Source organism: Citrobacter sp. Cu231 (genome assembly GCF_030332265.1).
Classification (GTDB): Bacteria; Pseudomonadota; Gammaproteobacteria; order Enterobacterales; family Enterobacteriaceae; genus Citrobacter; species Citrobacter meridianamericanus.
Genome location: NZ_JAOWIE010000034.1, coordinates 333075 through 353258, shown reverse-complemented (window position 1 = coordinate 353258; position 20184 = coordinate 333075). Strand labels below are relative to the sequence as shown.

The window sequence follows — 20184 nt, the reverse complement described above, 5'->3', positions numbered from 1 at the left end:
GATTCCTTAACGTTTCGCCTGCCAGATACGCGCCTGATAATCGCGGATGGAGCGATCTGAACTGAACATGCCGCAACGGGCAGTATTCAGAATCGCCGCCCGGGTCCAGGCTTCCTGGTCACGATACAACACGTCAACCTGCTTCTGCGCTTCAACGTAAGCCGCGAAGTCTGCCATCACCAGATACGGGTCGCCGCCCTGCTTGCCGATACTGTGCAGCATCTGGTCAAAAGCATGTTTGTCGCCGTCGCTGTATTTCCCGCTTTCCAGCTCTTTCAGGACCGCATCCAGTACTTTGTCTTTCTTACGCCATTTCACCGGATCGTAACCTTTGGCCTTGAGCGCCTTCACCTCTTCCACAGTATGACCAAAGATAAAGATATTCTCGTCGCCCACTTTTTCGGCGATTTCGACGTTTGCACCATCCAGCGTACCGACGGTTAAGGCACCGTTCAGCGCCAGCTTCATGTTGCCGGTGCCGGAAGCCTCTTTCCCTGCTGTTGAGATCTGCTCGGAGATATCCGCCGCCGGGATCAGCATTTCCGCCGCCGAGACACAATAATCCGGCAGGAACACGACTTTCAGCTTGTCACCCACTTGCGGGTCGTTATTGATGGTTTCCGCCACCTTATTGATGGCGAAGATGATATTTTTCGCCAGGTAGTAACCCGGCGCGGCTTTCGCGCCAAACAGGAATACGCGCGGCACGCGATCGGCCTGCGGGTTCTCACGAATTTCTTTGTACAACGCCAGAATATGCAGCAGGTTCAGGTGCTGACGCTTGTACTCATGCAGGCGTTTGATCTGAATATCAAAAATCGCGTTAGTCGTTATTTCAATACCGGTACGCGCTTTAATAAACTTCACCAGACGCGCTTTGTTCGCCAGCTTGATGTCACGATACTGCTGACGGAACTTCGCGTCGTCGGCGTATTTTTCCAGATTAATCAGCTGGTCGAGATCGTTGGCCCACTCTTTTTTCAGCGATTTATCCAACAGCGCGGCAAGCGCCGGGTTGCACTGCTTAATCCAGCGACGTGGGGTAATCCCATTAGTGACGTTGTGGAATTTGTTCGGCCACAGTTGGTGATATTCCGGGAACAGATCTTTCACCACCAGATCGGAGTGCAGTGCCGCCACACCGTTAACCGCAAAGCCGCTGACCACACACATGTTGGCCATGCGCACCTGTTTGTTATGTACCACCGCCAGCTTCGCCCAGACTTCAGCATCACCCGGCCAGGTTTTATCGACCAACATCTTAAAGCGGTCGTTAATCTCTTTGATGATTTGCATATGGCGCGGCAGTAGCGCTTTCACCAACTTCTCGTCCCAGCACTCCAGCGCCTCTGGCATCAGAGTATGGTTGGTATAAGCAAAGGTTTTGCTGGTGATGGCCCACGCATCGTCCCAGCTCATCTGGTGCTCATCAATCAGTACACGCAACAGCTCGGGAATAGCGATGGTCGGGTGAGTATCGTTGAGCTGGATAACTTCAAAATCAGCCAGCTCATGAAGTTTACGCCCAGCCAGATGATGGCGGCGCAGAATATCGGCTACGGAGCAGGCGCACTGGAAGTACTGCTGCATCAGGCGCAGCTTTTTACCTGCCGTGTGGTTGTCGTTAGGATACAGCACTTTGGTCAGTTTTTCGGCGTCGATACCCTGCTGCTCTGCGCGCAGGAAATCACCGTCGTTGAATTTTGTCAGGTTAAACGGATGCGCGTGGCTGGCCTGCCACAAACGCAGCGGCTGCGCCACGCCATTACGGTAGCCGAGAACCGGTAGATCCCAGGCCTGACCGGTGATGATGAATCCCGGGTCCCAGTGGCCTTGTTTGCTGACCTTGCCGCCAATCCCTACCTGCACATCCAGCGCTTCGTTGTGACGGAACCACGGATAGCTGCCGCGATGCCAGTCGTCCGGGGCTTCCATCTGCTGCCCATCGGCAAAGGACTGACGGAACAGGCCGTATTGATAGTTGAGGCCATAACCCGTCGCCGACTGGCCGACAGTCGCCATCGAATCGAGGAAGCAGGCTGCCAGACGCCCCAACCCACCGTTACCCAACGCCGGATCGATCTCTTCTTCAAGCAGATCGGTCAGGTTGACGTCATGCGCTTTAAGCTCATCGCTCACCCCCTGATACCAGCCGAGGTTGAGTAAGTTGTTGCCGGTCAGACGGCCAATCAAAAACTCCATCGAGATGTAGTTAACATGACGCTGGTTTTTTGCCGGCTTAGCCGCAGGCTGGGCGCTGAGTAACTCAGCCAACGCCCCACTCACTGCCTGCCACCACTGGCGCGACGTCATTTCTTGAGCCGACAGTAAACCGAAGCGCTGCCACTGACGCGTCAGGGCAGCCTGAAATTGATCTTTGTTGAAAGTAGGCTGTGACATAGGGGTTCCAGATCCTTAGGTAATAAAACAACGTTATCGCTAGTTTGCCTGGCTCGTTGTTGACATTCCTCATCCTGGCACGGATTAGGCAGGGAGGAGGAGCGGGGATGAGCATAAAAGTGTGATCGACACCGCTTAAAGGGAAGCGTAATCACCCATGTGCCACGGCGTCCCCCTTATTACCGGGCAATTAATCGACAATATCAAATAGAGGGGTGACGATGGGAAACAATGTGTAAACAGAGAAATAGTTTCTAACCTGAAACACCTGTGATGAATAAGATGATTCACATAAAAACTTTAAATCGGCCACAAAATTCGGATATTTTTATTAACCCGCCGAATAACCTTGCAAAGAGATGGGGTTTTTACGCATCGTAAAAATCGCGACGGATCCAGTCACCACGCCTGTTGCGACTCTTTAAAGTAATTATTGCAATAGATGTATAGATTTGTGACATAGTGCAAAATCAGACACACAAAAAGGCCGCTTAGCTTGCATAAAACATTAATCTGGCCGACCTTATACCCATTAATTACGAAGCGCAAAAAAAATCATTCTTCCCCCATGTTCACACAGTGAAGTGACAAACTTATGTTGATTCCGTCTAAATTAAGTCGTCCGGTTCGACTCGACCATACGGTGGTCCGCGAGCGCCTGTTGGCTAAACTTTCCGGCGTGAATAATTTCAGGCTTGCCCTGATAACAAGTCCCGCTGGCTATGGAAAAACGACGCTGGTCTCACAATGGGCAGCGGGGAAGAACGACTTAGGCTGGTACTCACTGGATGAAGGCGATAATCAGCAAGAACGTTTTGCCAGCTATCTGATCGCCGCAATTCAGCAGGCAACCGGTGGACACTGCACCACCAGCGAAGCGATGGTGCAAAAGCGCCAATACGCCAGTCTGACGTCACTGTTTGCACAGCTATTTATTGAACTGGCCGAGTGGCATCGCCCACTCTACCTGGTGGTGGACGATTATCATCTGATCTCCAACCCAGCTATCCACGAAGCGATGCGTTTCTTCCTGCGTCACCAGCCTGAAAATCTCACGCTGGTCGTGTTGTCGCGCAATCTCCCACAGTTGGGCATTGCCAACCTGCGAGTACGCGATCAGTTGCTGGAGATAGGCAGCCAGCAACTGGCGTTTAACCACCAGGAAGCCAAACAATTTTTCGATCGCCGTTTGTCTTCTCCTATCGAAGCAGCGGAAAGCAGTCGAATGTGCGACGACGTTGCGGGCTGGGCCACGGCGTTACAGCTGATTGCCCTCTCCGCCCGCCAGAACAACCATTCTGCACACCAGTCCGCACGCCGCCTCGCGGGGATAAACGCCAGCCATTTGTCCGATTATCTGGTTGATGAAGTGCTGGACAGCGTTGACCTCGGCACCCGTCACTTCCTGCTGAAAAGCGCCATTCTGCGCTCCATGAACGACGCGCTGATCGTCCGGGTTACCGGGGAAGAAAATGGCCAGATGCGGCTGGAGGAGATCGAACGCCAGGGATTATTTCTGCAGCGGATGGATGACGTCGGTGAATGGTTCAGCTATCACCCGCTGTTTGGCAGCTTTTTACGTCAACGCTGTCAATGGGAACTGGCGAGCGAACTGCCCGAAATACACCGCGCGGCTGCTGAAAGCTGGATGGCGCAAGGTTTTCCCAGCGAAGCTATCCACCATGCGCTGGCGGCAGGCGATGCCCATATGCTACGCGATATCCTGCTTAACCATGCGTGGGGACTGTTTAACCACAGTGAGCTGACGCTACTGGAAGAATCCCTGAAAGCGCTGCCATGGGAAAGCCTGCTGGAAAATCCGCGTCTGGTTCTGCTGCAAGCGTGGCTGATGCAAAGCCAGCACCGCTACAGCGAGGTGAATACCCTGCTGGCACGCGCTGAGCAGGAAATGAAAGGCGACATGGAGCCGACGCTGCATGCCGAATTTAACGCCCTGCGAGCGCAGGTCGCGATTAACGACGGAAATCCTGATGAAGCCGAGCGTCTGGCGAAACTGGCACTGGATGAGCTACCCATCGCCTGGTTCTACAGCCGAATCGTCGCCACCTCGGTGCACGGCGAAGTTCTGCACTGTAAGGGCGACCTCACGCGTTCTCTGGCGTTGATGCAGCAAACCGAACAAATGGCGCGCCATCATGACGTCTGGCATTACGCCCTGTGGAGTCTTATTCAGCAAAGTGAAATCTTGTTTGCCCAGGGCTTTTTGCAGGCCGCCTGGGAAATCCAGGAAAAAGCGTTCCAGTTGATCAAAGAGCAGCATCTCGAACAGCTACCGATGCACGAGTTCCTGGTGCGCATCCGTGCGCAGCTCCTGTGGGCATGGGCTCGCCTGGACGAAGCGGAAGCGTCTGCCCGCTCGGGTATTGAACTGCTTTCCACTTTCCAGCCGCAGCAGCAGCTACAGTGCCTGGCACTGCTGGTTCAGTGTTCGCTGGCGCGGGGCGATCTGGACAACGCGCGTAGCCTGCTCAACCGTCTGGAAAACCTGCTGGGTAATGGCCACTATCACAGCGACTGGATCTCAAACGCTGATAAAGTCCGGGTGATTTACTGGCAAATGGTCGGCGACAAAAATTCAGCCGCCAACTGGCTGCGCCACACGCCGAAACCGGAATTCGCCAATAACCACTTCCTGCAAGGCCAATGGCGCAACATCGCCCGCGCGCAGATCCTGCTGGGCGAATTTGAACCGGCTGAGATTGTGCTGGAAGAGTTGAATGAAAATGCGCGCAATCTGCGCCTGATGAGCGATCTGAACCGCAACCTGCTGCTGCTTAATCAGTTGTACTGGCAGGCAGGGCGCAAAAATGACGCACAGCGCGTGTTACTCGACGCGTTACAGCTGGCGAACCGCACCGGGTTTATCAGTCACTTTGTTATCGAAGGTGAGGCTATGGCGCAGCAACTGCGTCAGCTGATTCAGCTCAATACGCTGCCGGAACTCGATCAGCATCGCGCCCAACGCATTTTGCGTGAGATTAACCAGCACCATCGCCATAAATTCGCCCACTTCGATGAAGGGTTCGTTGAGCGTCTGCTTACGCACCCGGAAGTACCGGAGCTTATCCGCACCAGCCCGCTGACCCAGCGCGAATGGCAGGTTTTGGGACTGATTTATTCGGGCTACAGCAACGAGCAGATCGCCGGAGAGCTGGCCGTCGCGGCAACGACTATCAAGACGCACATCCGCAATTTGTACCAAAAGCTCGGCGTCGCACATCGCCAGGATGCAGTGCAACATGCGCAGAAGCTGCTGAAGATGATGGGATATGGGGTGTAGTGAGAGCCTGACGAGCGATGCTAATCAGGCCTGTAATTAACTTAGCACAGCTCTAACTGAATATGATGGTCAGCGATCACCTGCATCACGCCTGCGGGCGGTAGCGTGTCAGTATACACCGCATCCACCATGCTGATACTGCCCATATTCACCATCGCGTTACGACCAAACTTCGAGTGATCCACCACCAGCATCACATGGCGTGAATTCTCAATAATCGCGCGTTTGGTGCGGACTTCGTGATAATCAAATTCCAGCAGGGAACCATCGCTGTCGATGCCGCTGATGCCTAAAATGCCGAAATCCAGACGGAACTGAGAAATAAAGTCGAGGGTCGCTTCGCCCATAATACCGCCGTCACGGCTACGCAGTTCGCCACCCGCCAGAATAATACGGAAATCCTCTTTCGCCATCAGAGTATTCGCCACATTGAGGTTGTTGGTCACAATGCGTAAATTGCTGTGACTGAGCAGCGCGTGGGCCACCGCTTCCGGGGTTGTGCCGATATCAATAAATAGCGTCGAGCCGTTCGGGATCTGCGTGGCGACTTTGCGGGCAATGCGCTCTTTTTCAGCCGTCTGCGTCGCTTTACGGTCATGCCACGGGGTATTGACCGAGCTGGATGGCAGCGCCGCGCCGCCGTGATGTCGCAAAATCATATTCTGATCGGCCAGATCGTTGAGATCGCGGCGAATCGTCTGTGGGCTGACGGAAAAATGCTCCACCAGCTCCTCGGTGCTGACGTATCCTTGTTTCTTTACCAGTTCGATGATCGCGTCATGTCGTTGTGTTTGTTTCATTATAGTTCCCTGAAAATATAGAATTCGTCTATCAGGCGTTATCGTTGCAGGCCGTCTGGGCATGGCCAGCGCGCAGAAACCGCAGCGTACTTACGGTACGTGAGGATTTTGAGCACTGCCCTGGCTCATACAGGCAAATAAGATTGCCTACAGGCGAATTTCTACGTTCGTTTTCGCACATGAATAGTATCAGCAAACGCCATTGCCAGACCCACGGCCAGCCCGGCGATATGTGCGCCATTCGCCATCGACATACCGAACACATCAAACCAGCCGGCAACAATCCAGATCAAAGCAAAGATAATCAAACCACGCTGCAGGAAAATACCGCTTTGCGGATCGCGCTCGCCGCGCAACCACACGTAGCCCATCAGCGCATATACCACGCCAGACAACCCACCAAACCACGGGCCGCTAAACTTCTGCTGAACATACCCGCTCAGCAGGGCGCTAATCACGGTAATGACTATCAGTTTTCCACTACCCAGACGTTTTTCCACCGCGCCGCCGAGATACCACCACCACAGCAGGTTGAACAGAATATGCATCAGCGAGAAGTGCATAAAAGCGTGGGTGAAATAACGCCAGAATTCAAATTTCAGCGAAGGATCAAACGGCCATGCCAGCCAGAGCATTACCGCCTGGTCGCCCAGCGCGTTCATCGCGATAAACACCAGCACGCATGCGGCCATCACTATCCAGGTTACCGGGCCTGCACGTTCGCGCAATGTGGCAAGGAAAGGATAACGCTGATAGCGTAAACCGCTGTCGGTATGACCCGACTGCCAGCTTGCCGCGAGGTAACGCGGGTCGCCCGGGTTCTCCAGAAATTGCGCCAGTTCGGCGCGTACGCGCTCGGCCTGGGACTCATCCGCCAGCCAGACATCCGTTTGCTGATGTTGTTGAATTGTCAGGATAACGCCCTGTGTCGCCATATAATCAACAAATGCCTGCGCCACGCGGGGGTTAGCAAAAGAGGTAATCATCAACATGGTTGCTGTCGCTTATTCCACACAAAAGAGGACAGTATATAGACCCTGCCTGTTTCAGGCTGCATCTTTGTTAGCTTACGAACCGTATGCCACTTCTGCCGGAAAATGTCGATGCCAGGCGTCGAAGCCGCCGTCAACGCTGTAAACCGCGTCATAGCCTTGCTGAAGAAGATATTGCGCCGCGCCTTTACTGCTGTTGCCGTGATAACACATTACTAACACAGTGGTGTCAAAATCATGCTCACGCATAAATAACCCAAGCGTGTCGTTCGTCAGATGAAACGCCTGCGGGGCGTGCCCCATCGCATAGCTTTGCGGGTCGCGGATATCCACTAGCACCGCAGCGCCCTGATTCAGCTTCTGATGCGCTTCTTCGACATTAATACATTCAAACTGATCCATTGCTCTCTCTTCTTAATATTGCAGGTGACGCTTTTCAGACATGTTACTTCTTAGTGTACGTCCCGACGGCAGTTAAACGCCATAATGTTATATGTATCACTGTAAATTGTTTATCCGATGTTACCAATAGCGCAATTCTTTGCTATTATGCTCGATAACGAACATTAATGAGCTATAACGAAAGTGCGAGAGGCCAGCATGGAAACCAAAGATCTGATTGTGATAGGTGGAGGCATCAACGGTGCCGGTATCGCGGCAGATGCCGCTGGACGCGGTTTATCCGTGCTGATGCTGGAAGCGCAGGATTTAGCCTGTGCCACCTCTTCCGCCAGCTCCAAACTCATCCACGGTGGCCTGCGCTACCTGGAACACTATGAATTTCGACTGGTGAGTGAAGCGCTGGCCGAGCGTGAAGTGCTGTTGAAAATGGCACCGCATATCGCCTTCCCGATGCGCTTTCGACTGCCCCATCGCCCGCACCTGCGTCCGGCGTGGATGATTCGTATTGGTCTGTTTATGTACGATCATCTGGGCAAACGCACCAGTTTACCAGGTTCTACCGGTTTGCGTTTTGGCGCGGATTCTGTAATGAAACCTGAGATTGTGCGCGGTTTCGAATATTCTGACTGCTGGGTAGACGATGCACGACTGGTTTTGGCAAACGCCCAAATGGTCGTACGTAAAGGCGGAGAGGTGTTAACCCGCACGCGTGCCACTTCCGCTCGCCGTGAAAACGGTTTGTGGATTGTGGAAGCTGAAGATATTGATACCGGCAAAAAGCACACCTGGCAGGCGCGTGGCCTGGTCAACGCCACCGGCCCGTGGGTGAAAGAGTTCTTCGACGACGGCATGCATCTGCCATCACCGTACGGTATTCGCCTGATTAAAGGCAGCCACATCGTGGTGCCACGCGTCCATACCCAGAAGCAAGCTTATATTCTGCAAAACGAAGATAAACGTATTGTGTTTGTCATCCCATGGATGGACGAATTCTCAATCATCGGGACGACTGACGTCGAATACAAAGGCGACCCGAAAGCAGTGAAAATTGATGAGAGTGAAATCAATTACCTGCTTAAGGTCTACAACGCACACTTTAAGAAACAACTGGGCCGTGATGATATCGTCTGGACTTACTCGGGCGTGCGTCCGTTGTGCGACGATGAGTCCGACTCACCGCAGGCAATCACCCGTGATTACACGCTGGATATCCACGACGAAAACGGCAAAGCGCCGCTGCTGTCGGTCTTTGGCGGTAAGCTGACGACCTATCGTAAGCTGGCTGAGCACGCGATGGAAAAACTGGCGTCGTACTATCAGGGCATCGGTCCGGCGTGGACCAAAGAGTGCGTTCTCCCAGGCGGAGACATCGGCGGCGATCGCGAAGATTACGCGGCCAAACTGCGCCGTCGCTACCCGTTCCTGACCGAGTCGCTGGCGCGCCATTATTCACGCACCTACGGCAGCAATACCGAATGGATTATCGGCGAAGCCACCTCGCTTGCCGAGTTAGGTGAAGACTTCGGCCACGAGTTCTATGAGGCCGAACTGAAGTATCTGGTTGACCACGAATGGGTTCGTCGTGCAGACGATGCGCTGTGGCGTCGTACGAAAGAAGGGATGTGGCTGAACGCCGAGCAGCAGTCGCGCATGACCCAGTGGCTGGCTGAATACATTGAGAAGCGCCAACTGTCGCTGGCGTCCTGATAAAAATGCCGGGTGGCGGCTGACGCCTTATCCGGCCTACAAAAGTGCATAACTACAAAAGTGCATAAACGTAGGCCGGGCAAGCGAAGCCCCCCCGGGCATTTTGCCGGATGGTGGGTAGCGAAAGGTTTCAACAGCAAAATAACGTTGCAGATATGTCACTATCACGTAAGGTTATTTGCCACCAATTCTTCCCAAATTAGGAGCAATAATACTGAATGCCAGTAACTGTAGTGGCGCAGTGACAACATCCAGAGCAACTGTAAAAGGGGCCAGAATCCATTTTCCTTGATTTGAAGAGTATTGATATTTTACAAACTCAACGGTAAAAGGATGATAAAACTTCATTATTTTTCTAGGGTCTTGCTCAACATTCTTTTTATGGATCGTACCTTCAAGCCCATTATACGTACGCTGACAATCATTTTTTATACATGAGAATCCTTTCTCAAGGATTTGTTTTTTATCATCCTCATTCTGAGCCTGATAATTAATTTTTAACAAACCAGTGAAATTTTTCTTACTTGTATCAATAGCAAAATTAGCATGTTCATCTACTGATAATTGCTCACGATGAATATTCTTATTATTCAGCAGATTTATAATTTCATCCCCTCCCTTATACAGCAAGTAATCAAAGCTTCTGCCAATAAAGACCCATCCCTTCTCACCATTTGTATTCTCAGCAAGAGATAACCCTCTGATCTCATCAGAGCGCCATTTTTTTGAAGTGGATGATATTCCCTGAGTACTGTCATCAAGCATCATCGTCATACATCCAGATAATAGACCGGTACTAACAATAGCCAACAATACGCCTCTAGCTGCCTGTCTAATCGAGTGTTTTTTCCCTTTGCTCATACTTTCAATCCATCTAAATAAGATTTGCAATATCAAAACTGTTATTGCTAGCACATTAGTAAAAAATAAAGGCAGTAACGACATTCGCTACTGCCTGAACAGATTATATTAGCAGCCGTGTAATAGTTACAACCGCACCGAATCAATATGCCAGATGTTTTCGGCGTACTCTTTGATCGTCCTGTCAGATGAGAAGTAGCCCATGTTGGCGATATTAATCATCGACCTGGTAGTCCACTCTTCCGGGTGACGATACAGTTCATCAACCTTATCCTGACAATCAACGTAACTGCGATAATCCGCCAGCACCTGATAGTGGTCGCCAAAGTTGATCAATGAGTCCACCAGGTCGCGATAGCGTCCCGGCTCCTCTGGGCTGAATACGCCACTGCCGATCTGCGTCAGCACCTGGTGCAGCTCTTCGTCTTTCTCGTAATATTCACGCGGCTTGTAGCCCTGACTACGTAAGGCTTCAACCTCTTCCGCCGTATTACCAAAGATAAAGATATTTTCTGCGCCCACATGTTCCAGCATCTCGACATTGGCACCATCCAGCGTACCGATGGTCAACGCGCCGTTCAGCGCAAATTTCATGTTACTGGTCCCGGAGGCTTCGGTCCCAGCTAGTGAAATCTGCTCAGACAGGTCGGCAGCAGGAATTATCACCTGTGCCAGGCTGACACTGTAGTTCGGGATAAACACCACTTTCAGTTTGTCGCCAATTTGCGGATCGTTATTGATCACTTTCGCGACATCGTTGATCAGATGAATGATGTGCTTCGCCATGTAATAGGCCGAAGCCGCTTTACCGGCGAAGATATTCACGCGCGGCACCCACTCAGCGTCAGGATCGGCCTTCATGCGATTGTAGCGGGTGATCACATGCAGCACGTTCATCAGCTGGCGTTTGTATTCATGAATACGTTTGATCTGCACATCAAACAGCGATTTCGGATTCACCACCACGTTAAGCTGCTGGGCAATAAGCGTGGCCAGACGCTTTTTGTTCTCCAGCTTCGCTCGGCGTACCGCCTGGTTCACCAACGGGAAATCACAGTGCTGTTCAAGCTCGCTTAGCTGACTGAGATCGGTACGCCAGGTGCGGCCAATATTCTCATCCAGCACCTCGGAGAGCGGCGGGTTAGCCAGTGCCAGCCAACGACGCGGCGTCACGCCGTTGGTAACGTTACAGAATCGGGTCGGGAAGATCTTCGCAAAGTCAGCGAACAGCGACTGCACCATCAGGTTGGAGTGCAGCTCGGAAACACCGTTAACCTTGTGGCTTACCACTACCGCCAGCCATGCCATACGCACCCGGCGGCCGTTGGATTCATCGATGATCGACGTCCGCCCCAGTAGAGCGGTGTCGTTCGGATACTGTTCCTGAAGCGTCTTCAGGAAGTAGTCATTGATCTCAAAGATGATTTGCAGATGACGCGGCAGGATTTTGCCCAGCATATCAACAGGCCATGTCTCCAGCGCTTCGCTCATCAAGGTGTGGTTGGTATACGAGAAGACCTGGCAACAGACCTCAAACGCGTCGTCCCAGCTGAATTTGTGCTCATCGATTAGCAAGCGCATCAGCTCAGGGATCGACAGCACCGGATGGGTGTCGTTGAGGTGAATAGCTATTTTATCCGCCAGGTTATCGTAGGTTTTGTGCAGTTGATAATGACGATTCAGAATGTCCTGCACTGTGGAGGAGACCAGGAAATACTCCTGGCGCAAGCGCAGTTCGCGTCCTGAATAGGTAGAGTCATCCGGGTAAAGCACACGGGAGACGTTCTCGGAGTGGTTTTTATCTTCCACCGCCGCAAAATAGTCACCCTGGTTGAATTTCCCAAGGTTGATCTCGCTACTGGCCTGGGCACTCCACAGGCGCAGCGTGTTGGTGGCGTCGGTGTCGTAACCGGGGATAATCTGGTCGTAGGCAACCGCGAGGATCTCTTCGGTTTCTATCCAGCGCGTTTTCTTGCCTTCCTGCTGTATACGCCCGCCAAAGCGTACTTTGTAGCGCGTATTGTGGCGTTTGAACTCCCATGGGTTGCCGTATTCCAGCCAGTAGTCCGGCGACTCTTTCTGTCGGCCATCGACAATGTTCTGCTTGAACATGCCGTAATCATAACGAATACCGTAGCCGCGTCCCGGCAGCCCAAGCGTTGCCAGCGAGTCCAGGAAACAGGCCGCCAGACGCCCGAGACCGCCGTTGCCAAGACCCGGATCGTTTTCTTCATCGATCAGATCTTCAAGATCCAACCCCATACCTTCCAGCGCATTTTTAACATCGTCATAAATGCCCAATGATAACAGTGCATTGGAAAGCGTGCGGCCAATCAGAAACTCCATTGACAGGTAATAGACCTGACGAGTTTCCTGGGATAATTGCGCACGGTTAGAACGCAGCCAGCGCTCCACGAGACGATCGCGCACCGCGAACAACGTGGCGTTCAGCCACTCATGTTTATTGGCAATGACCGGGTCTTTACCAATCGTGAACATCAGCTTGTAGGCAATAGAATGCTTAAGTGCCTCTACGCTGAGTGTGGGCGATGCATAAGTAAATGGAGCATTCATATAGGTGATTCCTGGATATCTATTTCAAGCGATAGTAAAGCTCACGGTATGACTTCGCCGCGACTTGCCAGCTAAAATCCATGGTCATGGCCTGACGTTGTACAAACCGCCACAGCGAAGGCCGGGACCACAATACGAAAGCACGCCGGATCGCGCGTAACAGCGACCAGGCATTACTATCTTCAAATACAAACCCACTGGCGATACCGTCCGCCAGGTTTTCCAGCGAACTGTCAGAGACCGTATCAGCCAGCCCGCCGGTGCGCCGCACCAGCGGCAGCGTGCCGTACTTCAGTCCATACAATTGCGTTAAGCCACACGGCTCAAAACGGCTGGGAACCAAAATGACGTCGGCCCCACCCATGATGCGATGCGAGAAGGCTTCGTGATAACCAATCTGTACGCCCACCTGCCCCGGATGTTCCGCCGCTGCGGCGAGGAAACCTTCCTGCAACACCGGATCGCCCGCGCCAAGTAACGCCAGTTGTCCCCCCTGCTCTAACAACCCCGGCAGCGCTTCCAGCACCAGATCCAACCCTTTCTGGCTGGTCAGGCGGCTGACTACGGCAAACAGCGGCACTTTGTCGTTAACCTTAAGTCCCATCGCGATCTGTAGCTGACGTTTGTTCTCCGCCTTCTCTTCCAGCGTGTCACGCGTATAGCGCGACGCCAACAGCAGATCGGTTTCCGGGCTCCAGATTTTTTCATCTACGCCGTTCAGAACGCCGGAAAGACGCCCTTCGCGATGGCGCTGCTGCAACAAACCTTCCATGCCGTAGGCGAACTGCGGTTCGGTAATTTCCCGCGCGTAGGTCGGACTGACCGCCGTAATGTGGTCGGCGTAGTACAACCCGGCTTTCAGGAACGAAATCTGCCCGTTAAACTCCAGTCCGTGCACGTTAAAGAACGACCATGGCAATTGGATGTCATCCATATGCTTTGCATAAAACATGCCTTGATACGCAAGGTTGTGTACGGTAAACACCGATTTCGCCGGATGGCCGCGCGCCGCCAGATACGCCGGAGCCAGGCCGGCATGCCAGTCGTGCGCGTGCACCACATCCGGGCGCCAGAATGGGTCAAAGCCGCAGGCCATTTCACAGCCAACCCACCCCAACAGCGCAAAACGCAGCACGTTATCGGTATACGCAAACAGGTTAGTGTCGTGATACGGGCTACCGGGACGGTCATAAAGATGCGGCGCGTCAATCAGGTAAATACCGACACCGTTGTAGTGACCGAATAAAAGCGTGACCCGCCCAGCGAAGGTATCCCGGCGCGTCACGACCTGCGCATCGGGAATGCCGCGACGGATATCAGGAAATGCCGGGAGCAGTACGCGGGCATCTACACCGTCCGCTATTTGCGCTGCGGGTAGCGCCCCAAGAACATCCGCCAGTCCCCCAGTTTTTAACAGGGGGAACATCTCTGAACATACGTGTAAAACCTGCATTATCGCTCCTGTTTGATCTGCAGTTTGCGCAGCATTTCACGCGTGACCAGCACAATACCTTCCTCTGAACGGTAGAAGCGACGTGCATCTTCTTCCGCGTTTTCACCAATTACCATGCCTTCAGGAATAACGCAGGCGCGGTCGATGATGCAGCGACGTAAGCGGCATGAACGTCCCACCCACACTTCAGGTAACAACACTGCCGAATCAATGTTACAGAATGAATTCACCCGCACGCGCGGGAACAGAACGGACTGCACCACCACAGAACCCGAAATAATACAGCCGCCGGAAACCAGCGAGTTCAACGTCATTCCGTGGCTACCCGAACGGTCCTGAACAAATTTCGCTGGTGGCAGCGATTCCATATGCGTACGGATTGGCCAGTCCTGGTCGTACATATCCAGTTCAGGCGTCACTGAAGCCAGATCAAGGTTCGCTTTCCAGTAGGCTTCCAGTGTTCCCACATCGCGCCAGTACGGCTCGGATTCCGGGTCAGACTGCACGCAGGACAATGGGAATGGATGTGCGTACGCCATGCCAGCTTCGGTGATTTTTGGGATGATGTCTTTGCCAAAATCGTGACTGGATTTTTCATCGAGATCATCTTCCGCCAGCAGTTCATACAGATAATCGGCGTTGAAGACGTAGATCCCCATACTGGCAAGCGATTTGGTCGGATCGCCAGGCATCGCCGGCGGGTTGGCTGGTTTTTCAACAAACTCGATAATTTTATCGGTGTCGTCCACATCCATCACGCCAAACGCGCTGGCTTCTTCGATCGGCACAGGCATACAGGCCACGGTGCAGCGCGCGCCTTTCTCGACGTGGTCGATCAGCATGCGTGAGTAGTCCTGCTTATAAATATGATCGCCCGCGAGGATCACCACGTATTCCGCTTTATAGCGTCGAATGATGTCCAGGTTTTGGGTCACTGCGTCCGCCGTGCCGCGATACCAATTTTCACCCTGCATTCTCTGCTGGGCAGGCAGCAGATCGACGAACTCGTTCATCTCTTCGCTGAAGAACGACCAGCCGCGCTGAATATGCTGCACCAGCGTGTGGGACTGGTACTGAGTGATCACGCCGATACGGCGGATCCCGGAGTTAATGCAGTTGGATAAAGCAAAATCGATAATGCGGAACTTACCGCCAAAGTGCACGGCAGGCTTGGCACGTTTGTTGGTTAAATCTTTCAGACGGGTTCCGCGGCCACCGGCCAGGATCAGGGCAACAGATTTTAATGGCAGCTGGCGCGCCAACATTACACGATCGTTCTTCTCTAAACTCACCATGACTAACTCCTTTTTATCTTCTCTGGAACACACACAGTCCGTGCGCAGGTCCCTGCCAGACAGCCGTAAGCACCGGATTATCCTCTCCGGCAAATGGGGGAATAGCGTGCCATTCCCCTTCAGGTAAAACGATATCTGTCACCTCAAGCGTGGCGTTTATTGCAATCAGGAAACGGTCTGAAAGCTGGATTTGCATCTGCCTCGGGCCGTTTTGCCACTCATCCGCACTTAAGGGTTGTGCGTACTTATTCAGCCAACGAACATTGCCATCGCCCTCTTCCCACCAGCAATCCCCCGTTAATGCGGGTATTTGCCGGCGCAGATGAATCAGCGCGGCAGTAAATGTGGTTAACCCACTGTTTGCCTGCTGCCAGTCCAGCCACGTTAAGGCGTTATCCTGACAGTAAGCGTTATTGTTGCCGTGCTGGCTATGACCATGCTCATCGCCCGCCAGCAACATCGGCGTCCCCTGGGAAAGCAACAGCGTGGTTAACAGCGCATGAATGCTGTCACGCCGCCGCTCAATCAGGTCCAGCGTGCCGCCTAATCCTTCTTTACCATGATTGTCGCTGTAGTTATTGCTAGTACCGTCGCGATTTTCCTCACCATTCGCTTCATTGTGCTTATTTGTGAAGCAAACACAGTCGCGTAGCGTAAAACCGTCGTGCGCGGTCACCAGATTCACCGTGGCACTGGGTTTGCGGCCCTGGCGTTTAAACACATCGCTGGATGCGGCAAAACGCCCGGCAAACTCGCCCAACGAGAGATTACGCTGGAGCCAAAAGCGTCGCGTCGCATCGCGGAAATGGTCATTCCACTCGGCAAACGGCGGGGGAAAATTCCCCACCTGATACCCGCCTTCACCAATATCCCACGGTTCCGCAATCAGCTTAACGCGTGAGAGCAGCGGACAGTTTTGGATCGCGGTAAACAGCGGCGCATCCTGACGAAACGCAGGCGTACGCCCCATGACGGAAGCCAAATCAAAGCGAAAGCCATCCACATGGCAGCTTTCAACCCAGTAGCGCAGGCATTCACATGCGTATTCCACAACGCCAGGATGGCTCAGATTGAGGGTGTTCCCACAACCGGTCCAGTTGTAGTAATCGCCATCATCCCTGATCCAATAATAGCTACGGTTATCAATTCCGCGCAGCGAGAAGACGGGGCCGTCGAGATCCAGCTCGGCACTGTGGTTCAAAACGATGTCGAGAATGACCTCAATTCCCGCTTTGTGCAGCGCTTTTACCGCATCGCGAAACTCATCGAGTGCGCTCTCCGGCGAACAGGCATAGGCCGGATGTAACGCGAACATTGCCACCGGGTTGTATCCCCAGTAGTTCGACAGGCCCAGCCGTTGAAGCCGCGGCTCGCTGGCGAAATGCGCCACCGGTAACAGCTCCAGCGCGGTAATGCCTAGGCGCTTGAAATAGGCGAGCATCACCGGATGACCCAAAGCTTTGTAAGTCCCGCGAATCTCTTCCGGCAAGTCAGGATGCAAATACGTCAGCCCTTTGACGTGGGCTTCGTAAATCACGGTATTGCCCCACGGGGTGCGCGGTGGGGCATCATCCTCCCAGTCATAATGGTCGGACACCACCACGCCCTTCAGTGCGATGGCTGCGTTATCATGGTGATCCGGTTCATTTAGCCCGCCGTGTAGCAGCGGGTTATCTTTTAACTCGCCCTCTACCCGACGCGCGCAAGGGTCGAGCAGCAGTTTCGCCGGATTAAACCGGTGGCCCTGCTGTGGTTGCCACGGACCATGTACACGATAGCCATAGCGCAGACCGGGACGGGCGTTGGCCAGATAGCCGTGCCAGACATCGCCGCTACGCCCCGGCAGGTCGTAGCGGAGTTCGCAACCGTCCTCGTCAAATACGCATAATTCAACGCGTTCAGCGTGGGCTGAGAAGAGAGTAAAATTGACGCCATGGCCGTCATACGTTGCGCCATGGGGAGTGGCGTTGCCGGTTGCCAGTTGCGTCATTACCCCTCCCGAACCAGCCAGACCGTTGCCAGCGGCGGCAACGTAAGGCTCAGTGAGTGCTGCCGACCATGACTGGCGATCTCATCGCTGTGCACCGTGCCGCCATTTCCAGTATTGCTGCCGTGGTAGTGCATCGAGTCGGTATTGAGAATTTCACGCCATTTGCCCGGCTGGTTAATACCGAAGCGATAGCCGTGGCGCGGCACTGGCGTAAAGTTGCTGATAACGATGATTTCATTACCCACCTTGTCACGACGTACGAAAGCCAGCACCGAACGTTCTTTATCATCCACCACCAGCCATTCGAAGCCATAGCCATCAAAGTCGAGCTCATGCAGCGCTTTGTGATGACGATAGGTGAGGTTCAGATCGCGCACCAGACGCTGTACGCCGTGGTGCCAGTTGTCGCCGCCTTCCAGCAGGTGCCAGTCGAGGCTGACGTCATGGTTCCATTCGCGTCCCTGAGCAAACTCATTGCCCATAAACAGCAATTTCTTGCCGGGGAAGGCCCACATCCAGCCATAGTAGGCACGCAGGTTGGCAAATTTCTGCCACGCATCGCCCGGCATGCGATCGAGGATCGATTTCTTGCCGTGCACCACTTCATCGTGCGACAACGGCAGGACAAAGTTCTCGGTGTAGTTGTACAGCATGCCGAAGGTTAGCTTGTCGTGATGGTACTGACGATGAACCGGATCCAGTTTCATGTAATCCAGCGTGTCGTGCATCCAGCCCAGGTTCCACTTATACCAGAACCCTAAGCCGCCCATGTCCTGCGGTCTTGAGACGCCGGCAAAGTCGGTGGACTCTTCCGCCATACTCACCGCACCTGGCACCTGTTCGCCAAGAATACGGTTGGTATTGCGTAAAAACTCAATAGCCTCGAGGTTTTCACGACCGCCAAATTCGTTCGGAACCCATTCCCCTTCTTTACGGCTGTAGTCGCGATAAATCATCGAAGCCACGGCATCCACGCGCAGCGCATCAATACCAAAGCGTTCAATCCAGTACAGAGCGTTGCCGACCAGGTAGTTGCTGACTTCACGGCGACCATAGTTGTAGATCAGGGTGTTCCAATCCTGGTGATATCCTTCGCGTGGGTCGCTGTGCTCATACAGCCTGGTGCCATCAAACTCTGCCAGACCAAAGTCGTCCGACGGGAAATGGCCCGGCACCCAGTCGAGAATGACGTTCAGCCCCGCCTGATGCGCGGCATTCACAAAATAGCGGAAATCATCACGCGTGCCGAAACGGCGGGTCGGCGCATACATACCGGTTGGCTGGTAGCCCCAGCTACCGTCAAACGGGTGTTCATTAATTGGCAGCAGCTCAAGATGGGTAAAGCCCATCCACTTCACGTAGGGGATCAGTTGATCCGCCAGTTCGCGATAACTCAGCCAGAAGTTATTGTCGGTATGACGACGCCACGAGCCCAGGTGCACTTCATAGATGGAGATTGGCGCATCAAACTGGTTGGCTTTTTTGCGCTCTTCGGTTTGCACCACTTTTTCCGGCAGACCGCAGATAAGCGACGCGGTTTCCGGGCGCATTTGCGCTTCGAAGGCGTAAGGATCCGCTTTAATGCGCAGCTTACCGTTCGCATCGATCATCTCGTATTTATACAGCTGACCATTATGCGCACCGGGGATAAACAGCTCCCAGATACCACTTTCTTTGCGCAGGCGCATCGGGTGGCGACGTCCATCCCAGTAGTTGAACTGCCCTACTACTGACACACGTTGCGCGTTAGGCGCCCATACGGAGAAGCGCGTACCGGTTACGCCATCCATGGTATCCGCATGCGCGCCCAGCGTTTCGTAAGGTCGCAGGTGCGTACCTTCAGATAGCAACCAGGCATCCATATCCTGGATTAGCGGGCCAAAACGATAAGGGTCATCAATCAGATTCTGCTGTCCATGCCAGACAACGGCCAACTGATAGCGAAAGAAATTTTTACGGCGGGGAAGTACAGCACAGAAAAAACCGCGAGAGTCGAGGCAGTCCAGCTTGCCGACTTTGCGTCCGGTTTTGGGTTCGATCACCCACACTTCGGTGGCGTCAGGTAATAGGGCGCGGACTTCAAGTCCAGCGTCAGTTTGGTGCATACCGAGTACGGAAAAAGGATCCGCAAAATGGCCTGCAATTAGCGCATTAATCACGTCTCTATCGATACGAACGGACATGGTTGTCATCCTGTTTTATGGTGTCACCCCTTCCAACTGATCTTCGACATCAGGTAGCGACACTTTTTTTTGACCTGAACGGCGCAGCACAATTGTGCATCCTCTCTGCGTCGTCCCACCTTCAGGCAACAACTTAATACCTCCGGTACTAAGTCACCCTTAAAGAATAGCCAATGCTTTATCTTACTCCTGGTAAAAAATGAAACATCTGCGCTTACTCCTGTAT

At 53.3% G+C, this 20184-nt stretch carries 12 protein-coding genes; 2 read left to right on the top strand and 10 right to left on the bottom strand.

Going from position 1 to position 20184, the window contains the following annotated elements:
• Positions 1-6: 6 nt before the first annotated feature.
• Entirely contained in the window at positions 7-2400 is a 2394-nt protein-coding gene (gene malP, locus OGY15_RS12535) for a maltodextrin phosphorylase (RefSeq protein WP_286539410.1), read from the bottom strand.
• Between the two features lie 595 nt (positions 2401-2995).
• Between malP and malT the strand changes: the two genes are divergently transcribed.
• Positions 2996-5701 (top strand): HTH-type transcriptional regulator MalT, encoded by a 2706-nt coding sequence (gene malT, locus OGY15_RS12530; protein ID WP_151216867.1) that lies wholly within the window; start codon positions 2996-2998, stop codon positions 5699-5701.
• Positions 5702-5742: 41 nt separating this feature from the next.
• On the opposite strand, the gene OGY15_RS12525 is transcribed toward malT, so the two are convergent.
• From OGY15_RS12525 to glpE, 3 genes are all read right to left on the bottom strand, one after another.
• Complete coding sequence (locus tag OGY15_RS12525) at positions 5743-6501, bottom strand: DeoR/GlpR family transcriptional regulator (protein ID WP_151216868.1); 759 nt, start codon at positions 6499-6501, stop codon at positions 5743-5745.
• A gap of 161 nt (positions 6502-6662) precedes the next feature.
• Positions 6663-7493, bottom strand: coding sequence for a rhomboid family intramembrane serine protease GlpG (glpG, locus tag OGY15_RS12520; protein ID WP_151224132.1), 831 nt, complete (start codon positions 7491-7493; stop codon positions 6663-6665).
• 75 nt (positions 7494-7568) lie between these two features.
• Positions 7569-7895, bottom strand: coding sequence for a thiosulfate sulfurtransferase GlpE (gene glpE / locus OGY15_RS12515; protein WP_151216870.1), 327 nt, complete (start codon positions 7893-7895; stop codon positions 7569-7571).
• Between the two features lie 198 nt (positions 7896-8093).
• Here glpE and glpD point away from each other — a divergent pair, with 198 nt between their 5' ends.
• Positions 8094-9602 carry a glycerol-3-phosphate dehydrogenase gene (glpD, locus tag OGY15_RS12510; RefSeq protein ID WP_151216871.1) on the top strand — a complete coding sequence of 503 codons (1509 nt, stop codon included), beginning with the start codon at positions 8094-8096 and terminating at the stop codon, positions 9600-9602.
• A 174-nt stretch (positions 9603-9776) separates the two neighbouring features.
• Here the strand turns inward: glpD and OGY15_RS12505 are convergent, their stop codons facing one another.
• Genes OGY15_RS12505 through glgB form a run of 6 tightly spaced genes read right to left on the bottom strand, consistent with a single transcriptional unit; the run spans position 9777 to position 19958 of the window.
• Entirely contained in the window at positions 9777-10547 is a 771-nt protein-coding gene (locus tag OGY15_RS12505; RefSeq protein WP_151216872.1) for a YidX family protein, read from the bottom strand.
• Between the two features lie 42 nt (positions 10548-10589).
• Entirely contained in the window at positions 10590-13037 is a 2448-nt protein-coding gene (gene glgP, locus OGY15_RS12500; RefSeq protein ID WP_151216873.1) for a glycogen phosphorylase, read from the bottom strand.
• A 19-nt stretch (positions 13038-13056) separates the two neighbouring features.
• The gene (gene glgA, locus OGY15_RS12495; RefSeq protein ID WP_151216874.1) at positions 13057-14490 is read right to left on the bottom strand and encodes a glycogen synthase GlgA; all 1434 of its coding nucleotides are present in this window, start codon (positions 14488-14490) and stop codon (positions 13057-13059) included.
• Positions 14490-15785, bottom strand: a complete 1296-nt coding sequence (glgC, locus tag OGY15_RS12490; RefSeq protein ID WP_151216875.1) for a glucose-1-phosphate adenylyltransferase — start codon at positions 15783-15785, stop codon at positions 14490-14492. Before glgC ends, glgA begins: the two co-directional genes overlap by 1 nt.
• Positions 15786-15798: 13 nt before the next feature.
• Positions 15799-17775 (bottom strand): glycogen debranching protein GlgX, encoded by a 1977-nt coding sequence (gene glgX / locus OGY15_RS12485; protein ID WP_278238697.1) that lies wholly within the window; start codon positions 17773-17775, stop codon positions 15799-15801.
• A complete protein-coding gene (gene glgB / locus OGY15_RS12480; protein WP_187259963.1) occupies positions 17775-19958 on the bottom strand; it encodes a 1,4-alpha-glucan branching enzyme in 2184 nt (727 codons plus the stop codon). Before glgB ends, glgX begins: the two co-directional genes overlap by 1 nt.
• Between the last annotated feature and the right edge of the window lie 226 nt (positions 19959-20184).